Source organism: Streptomyces sp. NPDC044984 (assembly GCF_040646935.1).
In the GTDB taxonomy this organism is placed as follows: Bacteria; Actinomycetota; Actinomycetes; order Streptomycetales; family Streptomycetaceae; genus Streptomyces.
In genome coordinates, this window is sequence record NZ_JBEZBE010000009.1 from 231,842 (window position 1) to 245,486 (window position 13,645).

14 protein-coding genes and 2 tRNA genes are annotated in these 13,645 nt (G+C 69.1%); 10 read left to right on the forward strand and 6 right to left on the reverse strand.

All coding sequences use genetic code 11. From position 1 onward, the window contains the following. The first annotated feature begins 274 nt into the window (after window positions 1–274). The 3 genes from AB0A94_RS13110 (at window position 275) to AB0A94_RS13120 (ending at window position 1,325) form a co-directional block, all read left to right on the forward strand. A tRNA-Arg gene (locus AB0A94_RS13110) sits at window positions 275–341 on the forward strand. A gap of 274 nt (window positions 342–615) precedes the next feature. Further along, window positions 616–882 (forward strand): hypothetical protein, encoded by a 267-nt coding sequence (locus tag AB0A94_RS13115; protein WP_361743182.1) that lies wholly within the window; start codon window positions 616–618, stop codon window positions 880–882. Window positions 883–977: 95 nt separating this feature from the next. Next, on the forward strand, window positions 978–1,325 hold the full coding sequence (locus tag AB0A94_RS13120; RefSeq protein WP_361743185.1) for a hypothetical protein: 348 nt from the start codon (window positions 978–980) through the stop codon (window positions 1,323–1,325). Between the two features lie 153 nt (window positions 1,326–1,478). Here the strand turns inward: AB0A94_RS13120 and AB0A94_RS13125 are convergent, their stop codons facing one another. Next, entirely contained in the window at window positions 1,479–1,793 is a 315-nt protein-coding gene (locus tag AB0A94_RS13125) for a hypothetical protein (protein ID WP_361743188.1), read from the reverse strand. Window positions 1,794–2,132: 339 nt separating this feature from the next. Here AB0A94_RS13125 and AB0A94_RS13130 point away from each other — a divergent pair, with 339 nt between their 5' ends. Both AB0A94_RS13130 and AB0A94_RS13135 read left to right on the forward strand, forming a co-directional pair. Then, window positions 2,133–3,230, forward strand: coding sequence for a Gfo/Idh/MocA family oxidoreductase (locus AB0A94_RS13130; protein ID WP_361743191.1), 1,098 nt, complete (start codon window positions 2,133–2,135; stop codon window positions 3,228–3,230). A gap of 59 nt (window positions 3,231–3,289) precedes the next feature. Beyond that, a tRNA-OTHER gene (locus AB0A94_RS13135) sits at window positions 3,290–3,363 on the forward strand. Between the two features lie 768 nt (window positions 3,364–4,131). On the opposite strand, the gene AB0A94_RS13140 is transcribed toward AB0A94_RS13135, so the two are convergent. Both AB0A94_RS13140 and AB0A94_RS13145 read right to left on the reverse strand, forming a co-directional pair. Next, window positions 4,132–4,362: a helix-turn-helix transcriptional regulator gene (locus AB0A94_RS13140; RefSeq protein WP_361743194.1), complete on the reverse strand. Its 231-nt coding sequence runs from the start codon at window positions 4,360–4,362 to the stop codon at window positions 4,132–4,134. Between the two features lie 17 nt (window positions 4,363–4,379). Beyond that, a complete protein-coding gene (locus tag AB0A94_RS13145; RefSeq protein WP_361743197.1) occupies window positions 4,380–4,640 on the reverse strand; it encodes a hypothetical protein in 261 nt (86 codons plus the stop codon). A gap of 307 nt (window positions 4,641–4,947) precedes the next feature. Here AB0A94_RS13145 and AB0A94_RS13150 point away from each other — a divergent pair, with 307 nt between their 5' ends. Continuing rightward, window positions 4,948–5,391 carry a hypothetical protein gene (locus AB0A94_RS13150; RefSeq protein WP_361743200.1) on the forward strand — a complete coding sequence of 148 codons (444 nt, stop codon included), beginning with the start codon at window positions 4,948–4,950 and terminating at the stop codon, window positions 5,389–5,391. Window positions 5,392–5,611: 220 nt separating this feature from the next. Here AB0A94_RS13150 and AB0A94_RS13155 read toward each other — a convergent pair whose 3' ends face one another. Beyond that, complete coding sequence (locus tag AB0A94_RS13155; RefSeq protein ID WP_361743203.1) at window positions 5,612–5,848, reverse strand: hypothetical protein; 237 nt, start codon at window positions 5,846–5,848, stop codon at window positions 5,612–5,614. A gap of 363 nt (window positions 5,849–6,211) precedes the next feature. Between AB0A94_RS13155 and AB0A94_RS13160 the strand changes: the two genes are divergently transcribed. The 3 genes from AB0A94_RS13160 to AB0A94_RS13170 all read left to right on the forward strand — a co-directional run bounded on the left by AB0A94_RS13160 (window position 6,212) and on the right by AB0A94_RS13170 (window position 8,556). Further along, the gene (locus AB0A94_RS13160; protein ID WP_361743206.1) at window positions 6,212–6,571 is read left to right on the forward strand and encodes an AraC family transcriptional regulator; all 360 of its coding nucleotides are present in this window, start codon (window positions 6,212–6,214) and stop codon (window positions 6,569–6,571) included. Between the two features lie 76 nt (window positions 6,572–6,647). Further along, window positions 6,648–7,058 carry a VOC family protein gene (locus AB0A94_RS13165; protein ID WP_361743209.1) on the forward strand — a complete coding sequence of 137 codons (411 nt, stop codon included), beginning with the start codon at window positions 6,648–6,650 and terminating at the stop codon, window positions 7,056–7,058. Between the two features lie 784 nt (window positions 7,059–7,842). Then, entirely contained in the window at window positions 7,843–8,556 is a 714-nt protein-coding gene (locus AB0A94_RS13170; protein WP_361743212.1) for an AAA family ATPase, read from the forward strand. A 126-nt stretch (window positions 8,557–8,682) separates the two neighbouring features. Here the strand turns inward: AB0A94_RS13170 and AB0A94_RS13175 are convergent, their stop codons facing one another. Further along, window positions 8,683–9,870, reverse strand: coding sequence for a serine hydrolase domain-containing protein (locus tag AB0A94_RS13175; protein ID WP_361743214.1), 1,188 nt, complete (start codon window positions 9,868–9,870; stop codon window positions 8,683–8,685). 393 nt (window positions 9,871–10,263) lie between these two features. Between AB0A94_RS13175 and AB0A94_RS13180 the strand changes: the two genes are divergently transcribed. Further along, entirely contained in the window at window positions 10,264–13,452 is a 3,189-nt protein-coding gene (locus tag AB0A94_RS13180; protein WP_361743217.1) for a BTAD domain-containing putative transcriptional regulator, read from the forward strand. A gap of 17 nt (window positions 13,453–13,469) precedes the next feature. On the opposite strand, the gene AB0A94_RS13185 is transcribed toward AB0A94_RS13180, so the two are convergent. Continuing rightward, window positions 13,470–13,645: alpha/beta hydrolase (locus AB0A94_RS13185; RefSeq protein WP_361743244.1), on the reverse strand; the 176-nt coding region annotated here is incomplete at its 5' end.

Genomic DNA, 13,645 nt, shown 5'->3' on the forward strand with positions numbered 1-13,645 from the left:
AGATTTCCAGAGGTCCGGCTCATCCGCCACTCTCATCGTCGGCCGTCCGTCCCATTCGGTCCTGGTCAAAGACACCAACCCGATAGCGTGGTTGAGCCTGGTGGGGGTGCCGCGAGGCATACGCGCGCGTGGTCGGTCGGCGCAACCGCCGCCGTGGCTGACTGTCGTCGGCTGATGTTCGTGCCACTGTCGTGCCAGATGCACGGGTCAGCCACGGTCAACACTGGTGCCCCACAGTGGAATGGACGCCCGCTTCCATGGTCGGCGAAGTAGCAGCTCAGCTGCCAGATCACCCAGCCTCTCTCCTAAAGCGGGTGTCGCAGGTTCGAATCCTGCCGGGGGCACAGCCAGAAGGGCCGGTTCGGGAGAGCTTTTCTCCGGGGCCGGCCCTTCGCCGTTTCGAGGACCGCGCAGGACGGCTGTCGCCACGTCGTCCGCGGGTACGCGCCCGAGCCATCAGGAGGAACGTCAGAGATCGGCCTTCATCGATCACCCGGAGGACCTGACACCTCTGATCGCCTGGCGGTGACCTGAACGAGGATGACGACAGGGACTTCCGGGCCGGGCCACGGAGAAAGTCAGGTCGCCTGACACAGAGCGTGGCATACTTCAAGTATGGCAACTCGGAAGATCACCATCACCGTGCCGGAAGAGCTTGTCGAATCGATTAAGGAGCGTGTCGACGCACGAGGGGTGTCCGGCTACATCGCGGCCGCCGCCGCCCATCAGGACGCCATGGACCGGTTGCGCGAGCTAGCCGAACGCTTTGAGGAGGAGCACGGGCCGGTGACGGACGACGAGCAGCAGGCAGCGCTGGACCGCATCGCCGCCATCGACGGTTGGCATGACGAGCGGCGATCTCGCCCCGGTGCGACCGCATGAGCCGCGGTGCCCGAGCAAAGTTGCACCAGCCACGACAACGCGTCTTCGTGTTCGACTCCGAGGCCCTTTCCAAGGCGATTCAAGGAGATCGGGAGATGGTCGCGCTGATCAAGGCGGCTCCACGGCTCGACATCCCCATCGTCACCTCGGCCCTCACCACCTTGGAGGCATGGGATCCTCGCGAAACGTCGAGGCAGGCACTGTGGAACTGGACGCTGTCCCGGATCCGCATCGTGCACACGGACGACCGGGTGATCGCCACGGCACGGGACATGTTGAAGACCGCCGGCCTGCACGGGCACAAGTGCGCCATCGACGCCGTCCTCGCGGCCGTGGCCGCACGGGAAGCCGAGCGGGGCGCCCAGGCAACCGTCTTCACCTCGGACACCGACGATCTGAACCAGCTTCTCGCAGGCCGCCCCGTACGGGTCGAGAAGGTCTGACGGGACGCGTGCACCTCGCTCGGGTTGCTCGCCGGCTTCCGCCGGGCAACCCGCGCCTTCACCGGACGGCACCCACCAGCACGCATTCAACACGTGTGTGTCCCTGCCGAGTTGTTTTGCAGGGTTGCACCACGGTGCGGGACCAGACGGTGTTCACTGCGTCCACACCCGCTGGAACTCTTCGGTCGGGATGATCTCCAGCAGGTCCTCTTCAGGGCCGATCGCCTGACCTGTCAGGCCGCCGTGCTCGTCCTCCAGGTGCTCCCAGCTGTACCGATGGAGCCGGCCGGCCGAAGTCAGCTCGGCTTGCTTGATGGCGACCAACTCGCCGCGGTCGGGTACGGCCTCGATGTACCACAAGCCACCCTCCTCGTCAGCGTGACGAAAGTGGTGCCGCAGGGTGGCGTTCTTATCGAGTGCTCGGAAGTACGTCACGGTCTCTGCTGTGATGCGCTCCAGGTCAACCACGGGCTCATCGTGCCAGCGAGCGTGCGGGTTGCTCCGCCCTGACATCCACGCGTGACATCAACGACGCCGGACGCCGGCAGTCCTGGGCGGCCCGACACGGCCAGTGTGACCGGGTGGTCCTTTGGCAGTGCCGAGGAACGATCGAACTCCTCAAGCGGGTGTCGCAGGTTCGAATCCTGCCGGGGGCACAGAGCAAAGGGCCAGCTCAGGAGGGGTTACCTCCCGGGCTGGCCCTTCGTCGTGTCCGGGACGTGCGCTCCGGTCAGTCCCTTCACCTGCTGCGTTTTCACGGTGAGAAACCAGCTGTGCGGGAAGGGGGGTTCGGAAGAGGATGTCTGTATGCGGGTAGGAGTGGTCGGACTCAGGATGGGGCTTCACCTGGCGGACTGGTGCCGCAAGGTGGGCTTGGAGGTCGTGGCGGCATGTGACCGCGACCCCAAACGCCGTGCCGTGGCGCGGGCGCAGTTATCCGACGCGGTGCTGGTGGAACGGTGGCAGGAGCTGCTGGAGCACCGTCTTGACGGGGTCGTCCTGGCCAACAATTTCGACGAGCACGCGCCGTTGGCCATCGCGTTCCTGGACCGTGGGGTGCATGTGCTGTCCGAGTCGGCGGCGTGCGTGGACGCCGCGGAAGGCGAGCGACTCATCGCGGCGGCGGACAGGTCGTCCGCGACCTACTCCTTCGCCGAGAACTACGTGGTCCATCCGCATGTCCGTCTCATCCGGCAGGCGATCGAGGCCGGGGAGCTGGGCCGGATCAGCCTGATCGAAGCGGACTATCTGCACGGCATGTCCCCGGACGAGGTCGCGGGCCTGATCGGTGATCCGGCGCACTGGCGCGGGCGCATCGCTCCCACGGCGTACTGCACGCACACCCTCTCACCGATACTGGCCCTCACGAAGGCCTGGCCGGTGGAGGTGTCGGCGTTCTCGGTGGACGAGGCGGACCCACGCGCCGCGGTCGTCATGGCGGTACGGCTGTCCACCGGGGCACTGGCCCTCGCTCGGCACGGGTTCCTCCAGGGCGAGGCCGACAGCCACTGGAGCTGGATCTCCGTACGCGGCACCAAGGCGCTGGCCGAGTCCGTCCGGGCCGCCGGCGAACGGTCCTGGTCCGTCCGTGTCAGGACGGAGGGCTGGGCGGCCCCGGAGGGCCACGCACGCGAGGAGGAACGCACCCCTCCGCCCTTCACCCTCGCCGGGGAGCCCGTGGCACGCGGGGCCGAGGGCACCGTACGGGTACTGCGCGCCTTCCGGGCCACGATGGAGCACGGAGAGCCGCCGCTGGTACCGGTACGGCCCGCCGTGGCCGCGTCACTGGTCGGCGTGGCCGGCGCGGAGTCACTGGCCAACGGTTCCCGCCCGGTCCCGGTACCCGTTATGACGACCGGCCCACAAAGAGCCACGGGTCAGGCAGATCCTGACATCCACGGCTGACATCAACGACACCGGACGGGAAGGTGCGCCAGCATCTCCGTCCGGCCGTCGCACCAGGCGCCGACCGCAGTCTCAGCGGTCCCGCATCGAACTCCTCAAGCGGGTGTCGCAGGTTCGAATCCTGCCGGGGGCACAGAGAGAAGGGCCGGCTCGGGAGGGGTTTCCTCCCGGGCCGGCCCTTCGGCGTTTCAGACGTCGTGCCACACGCGTGCCACTGCGCCCGCGCCCCGCCCCAGGCGGCCCGCCTGCATACGGCGGGTATCGGGTCCCAGTTGATGCTTGACGGTGAGCCTGGACGACATCGGAAACCTCGTGTGGCCTGTTGGCTTTCACGTTACGGATCGGGACGTCGGCCGTGCGCCGGATGACCCGGACCTGGCCGTCCAGGTCGACGGTGATCGTCGTGTCCGATACGTACACGGTCACGGTCCTGCCTGCGCTCCTGTCTCCGCCCCGCTCCAGCCCGGCCGGCGCCGGTCGAAGCAGCCTCCGGCGGGGGCGCTCAGGCTCCGGGACGGCCGGGGCGCCGCTCGCGACTGCCGGCCGTCGTGGGGTTGCTGGAGGGAGGCTCCCATCCCGCCCACCGTCGACCCGGGCAGAGCCGAGCAGACACGGCGTGTGGGTCGACGGCAGACGGGACGGGAGCCGGGAAGTGGTGGGTTACCGCCGAGTGATCGCAAGCGCGGGGTCCTTCGGAGAGGTCACGCATCCATACTGATCGTCGGGGACCATGCGTTGGCCTGGTCCCTGTCCAGTGCGCTGACGGCCGTCAGCATCCGGCGCCGTACACACACCCCACGTGACCTGCCTTTCCACCTGCGCGAACGGCCTGCGTCCTCCACGGCACCGTCACCACCGCGGCCATCAGGCCATGGCTCCGGCCATGATCCGCCGGACAGCCCTAGATCAGCCCCTGCTCCTCGGCCTTCACCACCAGGTCCGTACGGTCACGGGCGCCGAGGAGTGTCATGAGCCTCCTGACCTGTCGGTTGACGATGCTCTGTGAGACGTGCGCCCTTGTCCCGATCTCGGAGAAAGAGCACCCCTGCGCCACCAGGCGAAGAATGTCGACGTCCAGCCGGGACAGCGGAGGGTGTGACGAGTCCCCCACGGTTTCAGATTGCTCAGTCACGACGTTGCTTCCTCCTGTCAGGAGCCGAGACCATCGTCCGCCAACGCGGCCGAGGCCGCGTTGAGAAACGACACGAAGTGATGGTGCACGGCCAACAACGCGTCCTCTGCGGCACGTTCGTGTTCCTCCGTGGTGGTTCCTTGCCGCAGGACCCGGATCCAGCGGTACACCTCGGCCCGCGAAACGAGCAGTGCGCCTTCCGCCTCGAACGCGGCCGCCGTAAGGGCGCGAACGAAACGAACGGGATCGACGGACCCCAGGATCGTCCGCCGCCACAATTACACGCACCAGACCCCGCTCGGCTTAGCCGTACAGGGCTGCTTCTCACAGCCGGCCCGATCCGCCGGACAGACCCTAGCGGCAACATCGTCGGCGACTCGCACCACGAGCGCACCAGATCGAGCGGGGAGCAAAGGGGAATCCCGGGAAAAGCGGCCCAATCCAACGAGGCCAAAGCTCGACGGTTCGTCAGGTCGGCGCCCGATCGAGCCTCACATGCTCGCAGCTTCCCAAACCGAGGGCCTGGATGTCAGACCCCGCTGCTAACTTCCGCTGTTCCGAGGAAACGGTGGGAGATGAGGGTGGATGGGGGCTTCGGGGTGGGACTACTACGTGCCGTACCAGAAAGACCTGAACGCTGCGCTTCAGCAGCTGCGGCGCGAGGTGTTCGAAGCTGGAGACTACTACTGGGTCAACGGCGACGACTGGCGACCGGAAGAGGAGCGGGAGCCGCGGCCGCAGTCGCTGGAAGAGCTGTGGGAGGACGAGTTGGCCCAGGAGACCGGCACACACTCGATCCTGGACGTCTTCCGCGTCGTGGGGCCTGAGGACACCCCGGACTACAACACCGTGGAGCCCGTGACGGCCGAGGAAGCGGACGCGTTGCTGGGTACCGACAAGCTGACCCGTGCGCACGTCAAGGACTTCGACGTCTTCCCCCGGTCACGGTGGATCGGACGGTGCGCGGTGCTGCACGACGACGAAGGCCGCCCCCAAGAGATCTACTTCTGGGGCCACTCGGGCGACTAACCGCAGGCCGAACACAAGGGCTGACATCCACGCCTGACGTCAGCGAGGGCATACGCCGGCACATCCGGACGCCCATCGGCGACATGCGCGAGTGGGGACGCAGCCCTCGTAGGCGGTCGGTGATCGAACTTCTGAAGCGGGTGTCGCAGGTTCGAATCCTGCCGGGGCACAGGCTCGAAGGGGCCTCACCCACCAGTTCCGGTGGGTGAGGCCCCTTCGGCTACACCGCGCTGGTCTCGTCCTCGCCGGTATCAGGGAACATCAGTCTCGCGCCGAAGCTGATCGCTCCCAGCGTTCCCAACGCGAGACCGTGACGCACCCACCGCATGTCGCCTTCCCAGTCCCCGGGGGGACCGAACACCACCCATGACGCAACGGCGATGCCGACCGCCATGGTCACGATGCCGGCTGCACGACTTGACCCAGGGCTCATGCCCTCATGGTCCCTGATGTCCATCAGGCCCCTCAAGGACAGCCGTACCGGTAGCGCGTGGCCAAGGACACCGGGAGTGCAGCGAGACACACGCGCGCCTGGTCGGCCGGCGCACCCGCCGCCGTGGCTGACTGTCGTCGGCTGAGGTTCGTGCCACGACCGTGCCAGACGCAGGGGTCAGCCACGGTCGATGCCGGTGCCCTGCGGTCGAGTAGCCGCCCGCTTCCTCGGCCGACGAAGTCGACGGCGGACGGGATGGGAGCTGGGGTGAGGGGTGGCCTGGGGGGTCCTGGGGGGTCCTGGAGGGTCCGCCGTCCTGGGTCCCGTCCGGATGGGCCGTGATGAGATGGTGCCGTGAGCCGCGCTGCAGAAGAGACCAATCGCCGTATGCTTCGAGCGCGTGACGTGATGGACCGCGACTACGCGCAGCCCCTGGACGTCCCCGCGCTGGCCCGCGTCGCACACGTGTCGCAGGCCCACTTCACGCGTACCTTCCGGGCCACGTTCGGTGAGACACCTCACCGCTACCTGCAGCGTCGCCGCGTGGAACGGGCGATGTTCCTGCTACGGGAGACCGACCGCAGCGTGACGGACATCAGTTTCGAGGTCGGCTTCACCAGCCCGGGCACCTTCAGCCGGACGTTCCGCGACATCGTCGGCCGGTCGCCCCGGACGTACCGCAAGGAAGCTGTCTCCGTGGGCGTGCCGACGTGCTTCACGATGGCGTGGACTCGGCCGCATGCCTGACCGGCCGACAGAGCGTCTTGCTCGCTGAGCAGTTTTGGATAAGTTCTCTTCCTGGCTGATCGCTAGTGTCGATGTCATGTTCAACGCCATCACGCAGTCACAGATATACGTCCTCGACCAGAACGAGGCCATCGACTTCTACGTCGGCAAGCTCGGCCTGGAGATCACCGCAGACGTCGACATGGGTTTCATGCGCTGGTTGACCGTCGGCGTACCGGGTCACCCCGAGCGACAGATCCTCCTGGAGAAGCCGGGTGCGCCGGCGATGTCGGAGGAGACGGCGGAGCAGGTGCGCGAGCTGGTGACCAAGGGGGCCATGGGCGGCTGGCTCATCCTCACCACGGACGACTGCCGCAAGACCTACGAGACGCTGCTCGAGAAGGGGGTGGAGTTCACCGAGGAGCCCACCGAGCGTCCGTACGGGATCGACTGCGGCCTGCGTGACCCCTTCGGCAACCGCATCCGCTTCACCCAGCCGAAGGCCTGAAGCACTCCGGCACTTCGACATCCGCGAACGGTCACACCTCGGGCCCGGCGTGCAGTACAGAAGTACGGCAACCGCAGCGACCCGCAGCAGAACCACGGTGACGCCCATGGGCGGCCGGGAGGCCCTGCACGACCGGTGCGGAACCATCCGCACAGAGCTACAGAGCTACAGAGCTACAGAGCTACGGATCAGAAGGTCCTTGACATCCACGGCTGACATCGACGGCACCGGACGGAGTCGTACCTCAGCACCCCTGTCCGGTCGCCGTGCCAGTGAGCAGTGGCGGTGGGAAGAGGCACGGACCGAACTCCTGGAGCGGGTGTCGCAGGTTCGCATCCTGCCGGAAGCACCATGCGTTATCGCTCTGACCTGGTGTTTCCCCACCAGGGAGGCGCTCTGATCGGCCTCGGGCTCCTCGTCCGGGGCCGTTTGCGTGAGCGGACGGAGGGTTGGTCTTCGAAATCCCCCCGACGGACCAGCGTCATCCGGCACGGACTTCTCCGTGTCATCGGGCTCCGGCCACGCTTCGGGAGCAGTGCTCCCGGGGGCGGCGCGGGCACACGGTACGAGTCGGACTGCGACCTCGGCGAATCGCCATGTGACGTCGGCGGGGTGGAGACCAGCGCGACGGTCCGCGCGTCGGCATCGGTCCTGGGATCGTCCTCGTGCACCTCCCGGCCGTCCACGACGGGCTGGGGCTCTGTACGTGTCGAAGAGCAGCGTTCCTGCAGCGGTTCGGGAGGCGCTGTGGCAGTCGGCACCGGGCCGTTGTGACACTGATCGCGTGATCATCGAACGCGCGTATGCCCATCCCTTCTCGTACGACGACGAAGCCTGGCCTTGGTCGGTGCCCTGCGTCCGGCAACTGCTCGACGAAGGACTGCGGTTCACCGCACCGGTGACCTTTCTGGTCGGTGAGAACGGCTCGGGGAAGTCGACCCTGGTCGAGGCGCTGGCGGAGGGGTTCGGCCTGGACTCCTACGGCGGCTCCCACGACTGGCGCTACGCTTCCCCGCGCGGCAAGTCCCCCCTCGGCGAGCACATGGGATTCGACGCCGCCCCGGGGCCCGGGCGTCGCATGGCCACCAGCTGGTCAGCCCGCAAGGGCTTCTTCCTGCGCGCCGAGACCGCGCTCGACGCCCTGGGCAGGGAGGGGCTCTCGCCGGACCACGTCAGCCATGGTGAGGGATTTCTCGCGGCGTTCCGCGGGAAGTTCCTCCACGCCGGGCTCTATGTCCTCGACGAGCCGGAGGCGGCGCTCTCCTTCTCCTCGTGCCTGGAACTGATCGGGCACGTCGACCGGTTGGTCAAGGAGGGCGGCCAGGTCATCTGTGCCACGCACTCCCCGCTGCTGACCGCACTGCCGGGCGCGGACATCGTCGAGGTCGGTGAACACGGCATGCGGAGGGTCCCCTGGCGGGAGCTCGGCGTCGTGGATCACTGGCGCCGCTATCTCGCCGACCCGCACACCTATCTGCGGCACATCGTCGAACCGTAGGCGGGTCCTCCTCAGCCCTCGTCACACGGGCGCCGCGGAAGACGGCAGGTGCCGACGAGCGCGCTGATCCACCAACCGTGCCGCGTCGTCACCATCGCTGCTGCCGTCCAGCGGGGCGGACGCACTTCAGTTCGTGGCGTCGAGAGCTTCGTAGACGTGCCTGATGTAGTCGTGGGTGCGCTCCGAGCCAAGGAGTCCGGCGCCCAGCCGGTTCATGGTGTACGCGAACGTGACGCGCCGATCGAGGTCCATCATGACGATCGAACCGCCCCGGCCGACCCAGAAGCAGACCTTTCCGGTCGGCATGTGCGGCATGGTCCTCCGGTCTGCGAGCGCATAGCCGATGCCCCAGCGCACGGGGACGCCCAGGAACAGATCGACTCCGTCGGCCTGTACGTCGAAGATCTTGTCCACGGTTTCCGGGGCGAGAAGCCGAAGGCCGTTCACCTCACCGCGTCGTGAGATCACGGAGAGGGCACGGGCCACACCTCGTGCGTTGCCGTGTCCGTTGACGGCGCCCAGTTCCGCGTGGCGCCATTGCGGGGTGTCGACGTGCTCGTCCCGGGCCGGGCTTCCCAGCAGCGTCTTGGTGAAGATCGCCTCGGGGTCGAGACCGGCGGGTACTTCGAGGGCCTGCGACGGCGGCACCAGCCCGGCGATACGCTGCCAGTCGGCTTCCCGCGCACCTATCTGGACGTCGGCTTCCGACGGCCCCGCGATCTCGGTGGCGAAGAACTCGGTCAGGGTACGGCCGCTGACCCGCCGCACAAGCTCTCCCACAAGCTGGCCCTGGGTCTGCATGTGGTAACCCGAGGCACTGCCCGGCCTCCACCAGGGCGCCTGCCCGGCCAGCCGGGCGCTCGCCGTCGGCCAGTCGCACAGGTCGTCCATGGTGAAGGGCTGCTGCCAACCGGAGAGCCCCGAGGTGTGTGCCAGGATGTGCCGCACCTCTATGTCCTGCTTGCCCTGGGCAGCGAACTCGGGCCAGTACTCCGCTACCGGACGGTGGAGATCCAGCGCTCCCCGGTCGACGAGGACAAGAGCCGCCAGGCTGCTGAGGGTCTTGGTGACCGACCACAGGCTGACCAATGTGTCCCGCTGCCACGGAGCGGTTCGCGCCTCGTCGGCGTGCCCACCCCACAGGTCGACTTCCATGACTCCGTCGACGTCGACGGCGATCGACGCCCCCAGTTCCTCGCCGGACTCGATGTGCGCTGCCAGCGCCGCTCGGACCGGTGCGAACCGGGCAGTGCTGGTTCCTTCGACGGTAGACATGCTTTCCCTCCACTGACGACAACCGTTGACGACACCCACTCGGTCACTGAACGAGATGACCGGCCCTCCAGTTCACGCCCTGGAGCGGTTCGAAGGGCGGCTTCGTGGAAGACCCTCCTGCGCATGGCTCACCCCTGGTGGGTGTTCAGGTGGGTCGGCGTGGTGGCGGTCCCAGCCGTCGACCAGGATGGGTTCGTCCCGGACCGCCCGACGCATGCCCCGCTCACAGGCCCCGGCGGGGTCCGCACCAGGCGGTGCCGTGAACAGCGGGGGGATCCATCGCAGATGATCTTTTCCGGCCGCTGCGGAGGCCGCTGCGGAGACGGCACCAGCGCTCCCGCGGCCGGAGCGGGTCGCTCACGTGCCTCCGGGGCATGTGCGTGCGGGTGGTGACATCGTCGGGCGGGGTGCTGAGGGGAAACGGTGACGGTTGTGAAGCATGAGCTCGAGTTCGGGCTGCTGGGTCCGCTGGTGGTGCGGCGGGCGGGCGCGGTGCTGGATCCGGGGCGGCGCAAGCAGCGTCTGCTGCTGATCCGGCTGTTGCTCTCGGACGGCTGTGCGGTCGCTCCCGAGACGCTGTGCGAGGAGCTGTGGCCCCGGCGGCCGGGAGGGACACCGGACGGGGCGACGGCCTCCCTGCACGCCCACGTCAGCAAGGTCCGCGCGGTCCTGGAACCCCCTCGCCTGCGGGGGCGGCGACCGTTCGAGGTACTGGTCACCGAACCCGCCGGCTACGCCCTGCGCGTCCCGCCCGAGAGCCGGGACACCGTGCGCTTCGAACGGGCCGTCGCCCGGGCCCGCCAGTTGCTGGACCAGGGCCGACCCGGCCACGCCGTGGAGGAAACCGAACGGGCCCTGACCATGTGGCGCGGTGCCGCGTTGGCCGACGCCGCGCACCACCTGTTCGCCGCCCACGAAGCCACGCGCCTGGAGGAGCTGCGACAGAGCGTCCGGGAGGTCCGCACCACCGCCCTCCTCCTGGACGGGCGGATCGCCGAGGCCGTGGACACCGCCCAGGAACTGACGTCGCGGCACCCCCTGCGAGAGACCGGCTGGGCCCTGCTCCTGCACGCCCTGTACCTGGCCGGCCGCCACCCCGAGGCGCTGCAGCGCTACACGGACCTGCGTCGGCACCTCGCCGACGAGCTCGGCCTCGAACCCAGCCCTCCGCTGCGCGCCCTGCACGACGGCATCCTCCGCCACGACCTGCCGCCACTGCCCCTGCCGGGGGCGGTGAGGGCCACGGGCTCAGCGGCCGGCGCCGCGAGCCGTGATCCGAGCCGGCCGGCAGGGTTCGGGGCCCAGGAGGAGCAAGGCGAAACCGCGCCCCTCGGCGCGCGGGCCGTCGCCGCGGCCCACGATGCCACGTCTTCCGAACCGGCCGCCGATGCGACGCCGCCCGGCACGGGCGCCGGCGCATCCGCCGGCCCGGTGGACCCGTCCGGTGCGAGCGACTGCCCGACCGGGGACGGCGGTGGAAGTGAGCCGGTGCCCTTGGCGCGCCCGATGCAACTCCCCGGTGACCTGCCGGTGTTCGCCGGACGGACGACTGAGAGCACGTGGCTGTCCGCCGCGAGCGGTGCGCCCGGGCGGCCGGAACCGGCCGGTGCTCCCCTCGTCGTCATCAGCGGCGCCCCCGGTGTCGGCAAGACCACCTTCGCCGTCCACCATGCCCACCACCTCGCGTCCTCCTTCCCCGACGGGCAGCTCTTCGTCAATCTGTGTGGATTCCACCCGCACGCGCCCGCCGTGGAACCCGGCGACGCCCTGCACGGCTTCCTCAGCGCTCTCGGCGTCCCCGCCCAGCGCATCCCCGAGGACACCACCGGCCGCAGCACACTGTTCCGCAGCCTCCTGGCCGACCGACGAGTCCTCCTCGTCCTCGACAACGCCCGCGACGAGCAGCAGGTCCGTCCCCTGCTGCCCGCGGGCACCGGCTGCCTCACCCTGGTCACCAGCCGCAACCAGCTCCCGGGCCTGATCGCGACCGACGGAGCCAGATCCCTCGCGCTCGCGCTGCCCTCACAGGCCGAAGCCCGGGAGACGCTCGAACGACGACTGGGGGCGGAGCGCCTGGCAGCCGAGCCCACCGCCACGGCCGACATCATCCGGCTGTGCGGACGGCTGCCCCTGGCACTGGCCGTGGTCGCCGCCCGCGCCGAACTCGAGCCCGCCTTCCCCCTGCACACCGTCGCCGACGACCTGCGGCACTCCCACGGCGGCCTGGACGCCTTCACCGGCTTCGACACCACCACCGACGTCCGGGCGGTGTTCTCCTGGTCCTACCGGTCCCTGGAGGAGCCCGCCGCCCGCCTCTTCCGCCTCCTCGCTCTCCACCCCGGGCCCGACATCACCGCCCCTGCCGCCGCCGGGCTCGCCGGACTCCCCCTCCCCCAAGTCCGGCGCATACTCGCCGGACTGACCCGCTCCTGTCTCGTCGAACAGCCTCTGCCCGGCCGGTTCGCCCTCCACGACCTGCTGCGCGGCTACGCCACCGAACTCGTCCACGCCCATGACGCCGACGAACGTCACCACGCCACCCTCCGGGTTCTGGACCACTACATGTTCACGGCCCGCGAAGCCAACCGGCTGCTCAAGCAGGACTCACTGCCCGAACTCGACCTCGGCTCACCGAGACCGGGTGTCACCCCGGAGGAACTCACCACCGTGGCACAGGCGAACCGGTGGTTCACCGCCGAGCACCGGGTGCTGAACGGCCTGTTGCACACCGCCGTCAGCCAGACGCTGGACCGCCACATCACCGGGCTGGCCTGGTCGCTGAAGGAGTACCTGTACCGCCGGGAGTTCTGGCCGGAGGCCATCACCGCACTGGCCCCCGCACTGGAAGTGGCCCGACGCCGCGGCGACCGCCTGGAGGAAGGCCGCTGTCTGCGCGACCTCGGCAGCCTCCACGGCTACCTGGGCCACCAGGAACAGTCCCTGCACCACCTGCAACAAGCCACCACGCTCTTCGAGGAACTCGACGCGGTGGACGAACAGGCCCGCGCCCACTACTGCAAGGCGTGTGCGCTGTACCTGTTCGGCCGGATCCAGGAGGCCGTGGCGTCCTCCGAGCGAGGACTCGCGCTGTCCCGGGCGACAGGGGACGAGCTGTGGCTGGCCGAATGCCTCATCGAACTCGCCTGGCTCTACGCCAACCTGGGACAGCTCGAGAAGAGCCTCGCGTACGGCGAGGAGGCCGGCGCCCTGTACCGGCGCCTGGACGCTCCGTGGCAGCAGGCTCAGGGCTGGGACGTCCTGGGCTACCCGCTCCGTCAGCTCGGCCGGTACGAGGATTCGGTGGCCAGCTACCGGCGGGCGCTGGAGGCGTTCGAGGAACTGGGCGACCACAGGAACGTCGTCGGCGTGCTGATGCGACTGGGCGACACCCGTCTGGCCATGGGCGACCGGGAAGCCGCCCGAGCGTATTGGGAGCGGGCGCTCGCCGGAGCCGAGCAGCAGGCGCTGTCCCACAGCGCCCAGCAGGTCCGGGCCCTGCTTGCCGCCCTGGACGCCGAGGAGGACCCCACGCCCACCGCGCCGGAGAGGGCCGTCGGCAGCCATCGGATCCCGACTCCGGGCGATCCCGCGTGCGGGCTCCGTCCCTCGGGGCAGGGGTAGGGGCCGGGCGTCGCTGCTCACTTGGCCAGGAAGGCGAGGAGGGCGTCGGTGACCTCCTGGGCGTGGGTCCACAGCAGGCCGTGCGGGGCGCCCTCGACGACGACGTACTCGGCCTGCGGCAGTGCCCGGTGGAAGGGCTCGCCGGTGGACTCGATCGGCAGGATGCGGTCGGCGGTGCCGTGCAGGATCAGCG

Bases quoted from the DNA above. Each gene is read 5' to 3' on its own strand.
- AB0A94_RS13115 (WP_361743182.1), top strand. From the start codon at position 616: ATGGCAACTCGGAAGATCACCATCACCGTGCCGGAAGAGCTTGTCGAA.
- AB0A94_RS13120 (WP_361743185.1), top strand. From the start codon at position 978: ATGGTCGCGCTGATCAAGGCGGCTCCACGGCTCGACATCCCCATCGTC.
- AB0A94_RS13130 (WP_361743191.1), top strand. From the start codon at position 2,133: ATGCGGGTAGGAGTGGTCGGACTCAGGATGGGGCTTCACCTGGCGGAC.
- AB0A94_RS13150 (WP_361743200.1), top strand. From the start codon at position 4,948: ATGGGGGCTTCGGGGTGGGACTACTACGTGCCGTACCAGAAAGACCTG.
- AB0A94_RS13155 (WP_361743203.1), bottom strand. From the start codon at position 5,848: ATGGACATCAGGGACCATGAGGGCATGAGCCCTGGGTCAAGTCGTGCA.
- AB0A94_RS13160 (WP_361743206.1), top strand. From the start codon at position 6,212: ATGCTTCGAGCGCGTGACGTGATGGACCGCGACTACGCGCAGCCCCTG.
- AB0A94_RS13165 (WP_361743209.1), top strand. From the start codon at position 6,648: ATGTTCAACGCCATCACGCAGTCACAGATATACGTCCTCGACCAGAAC.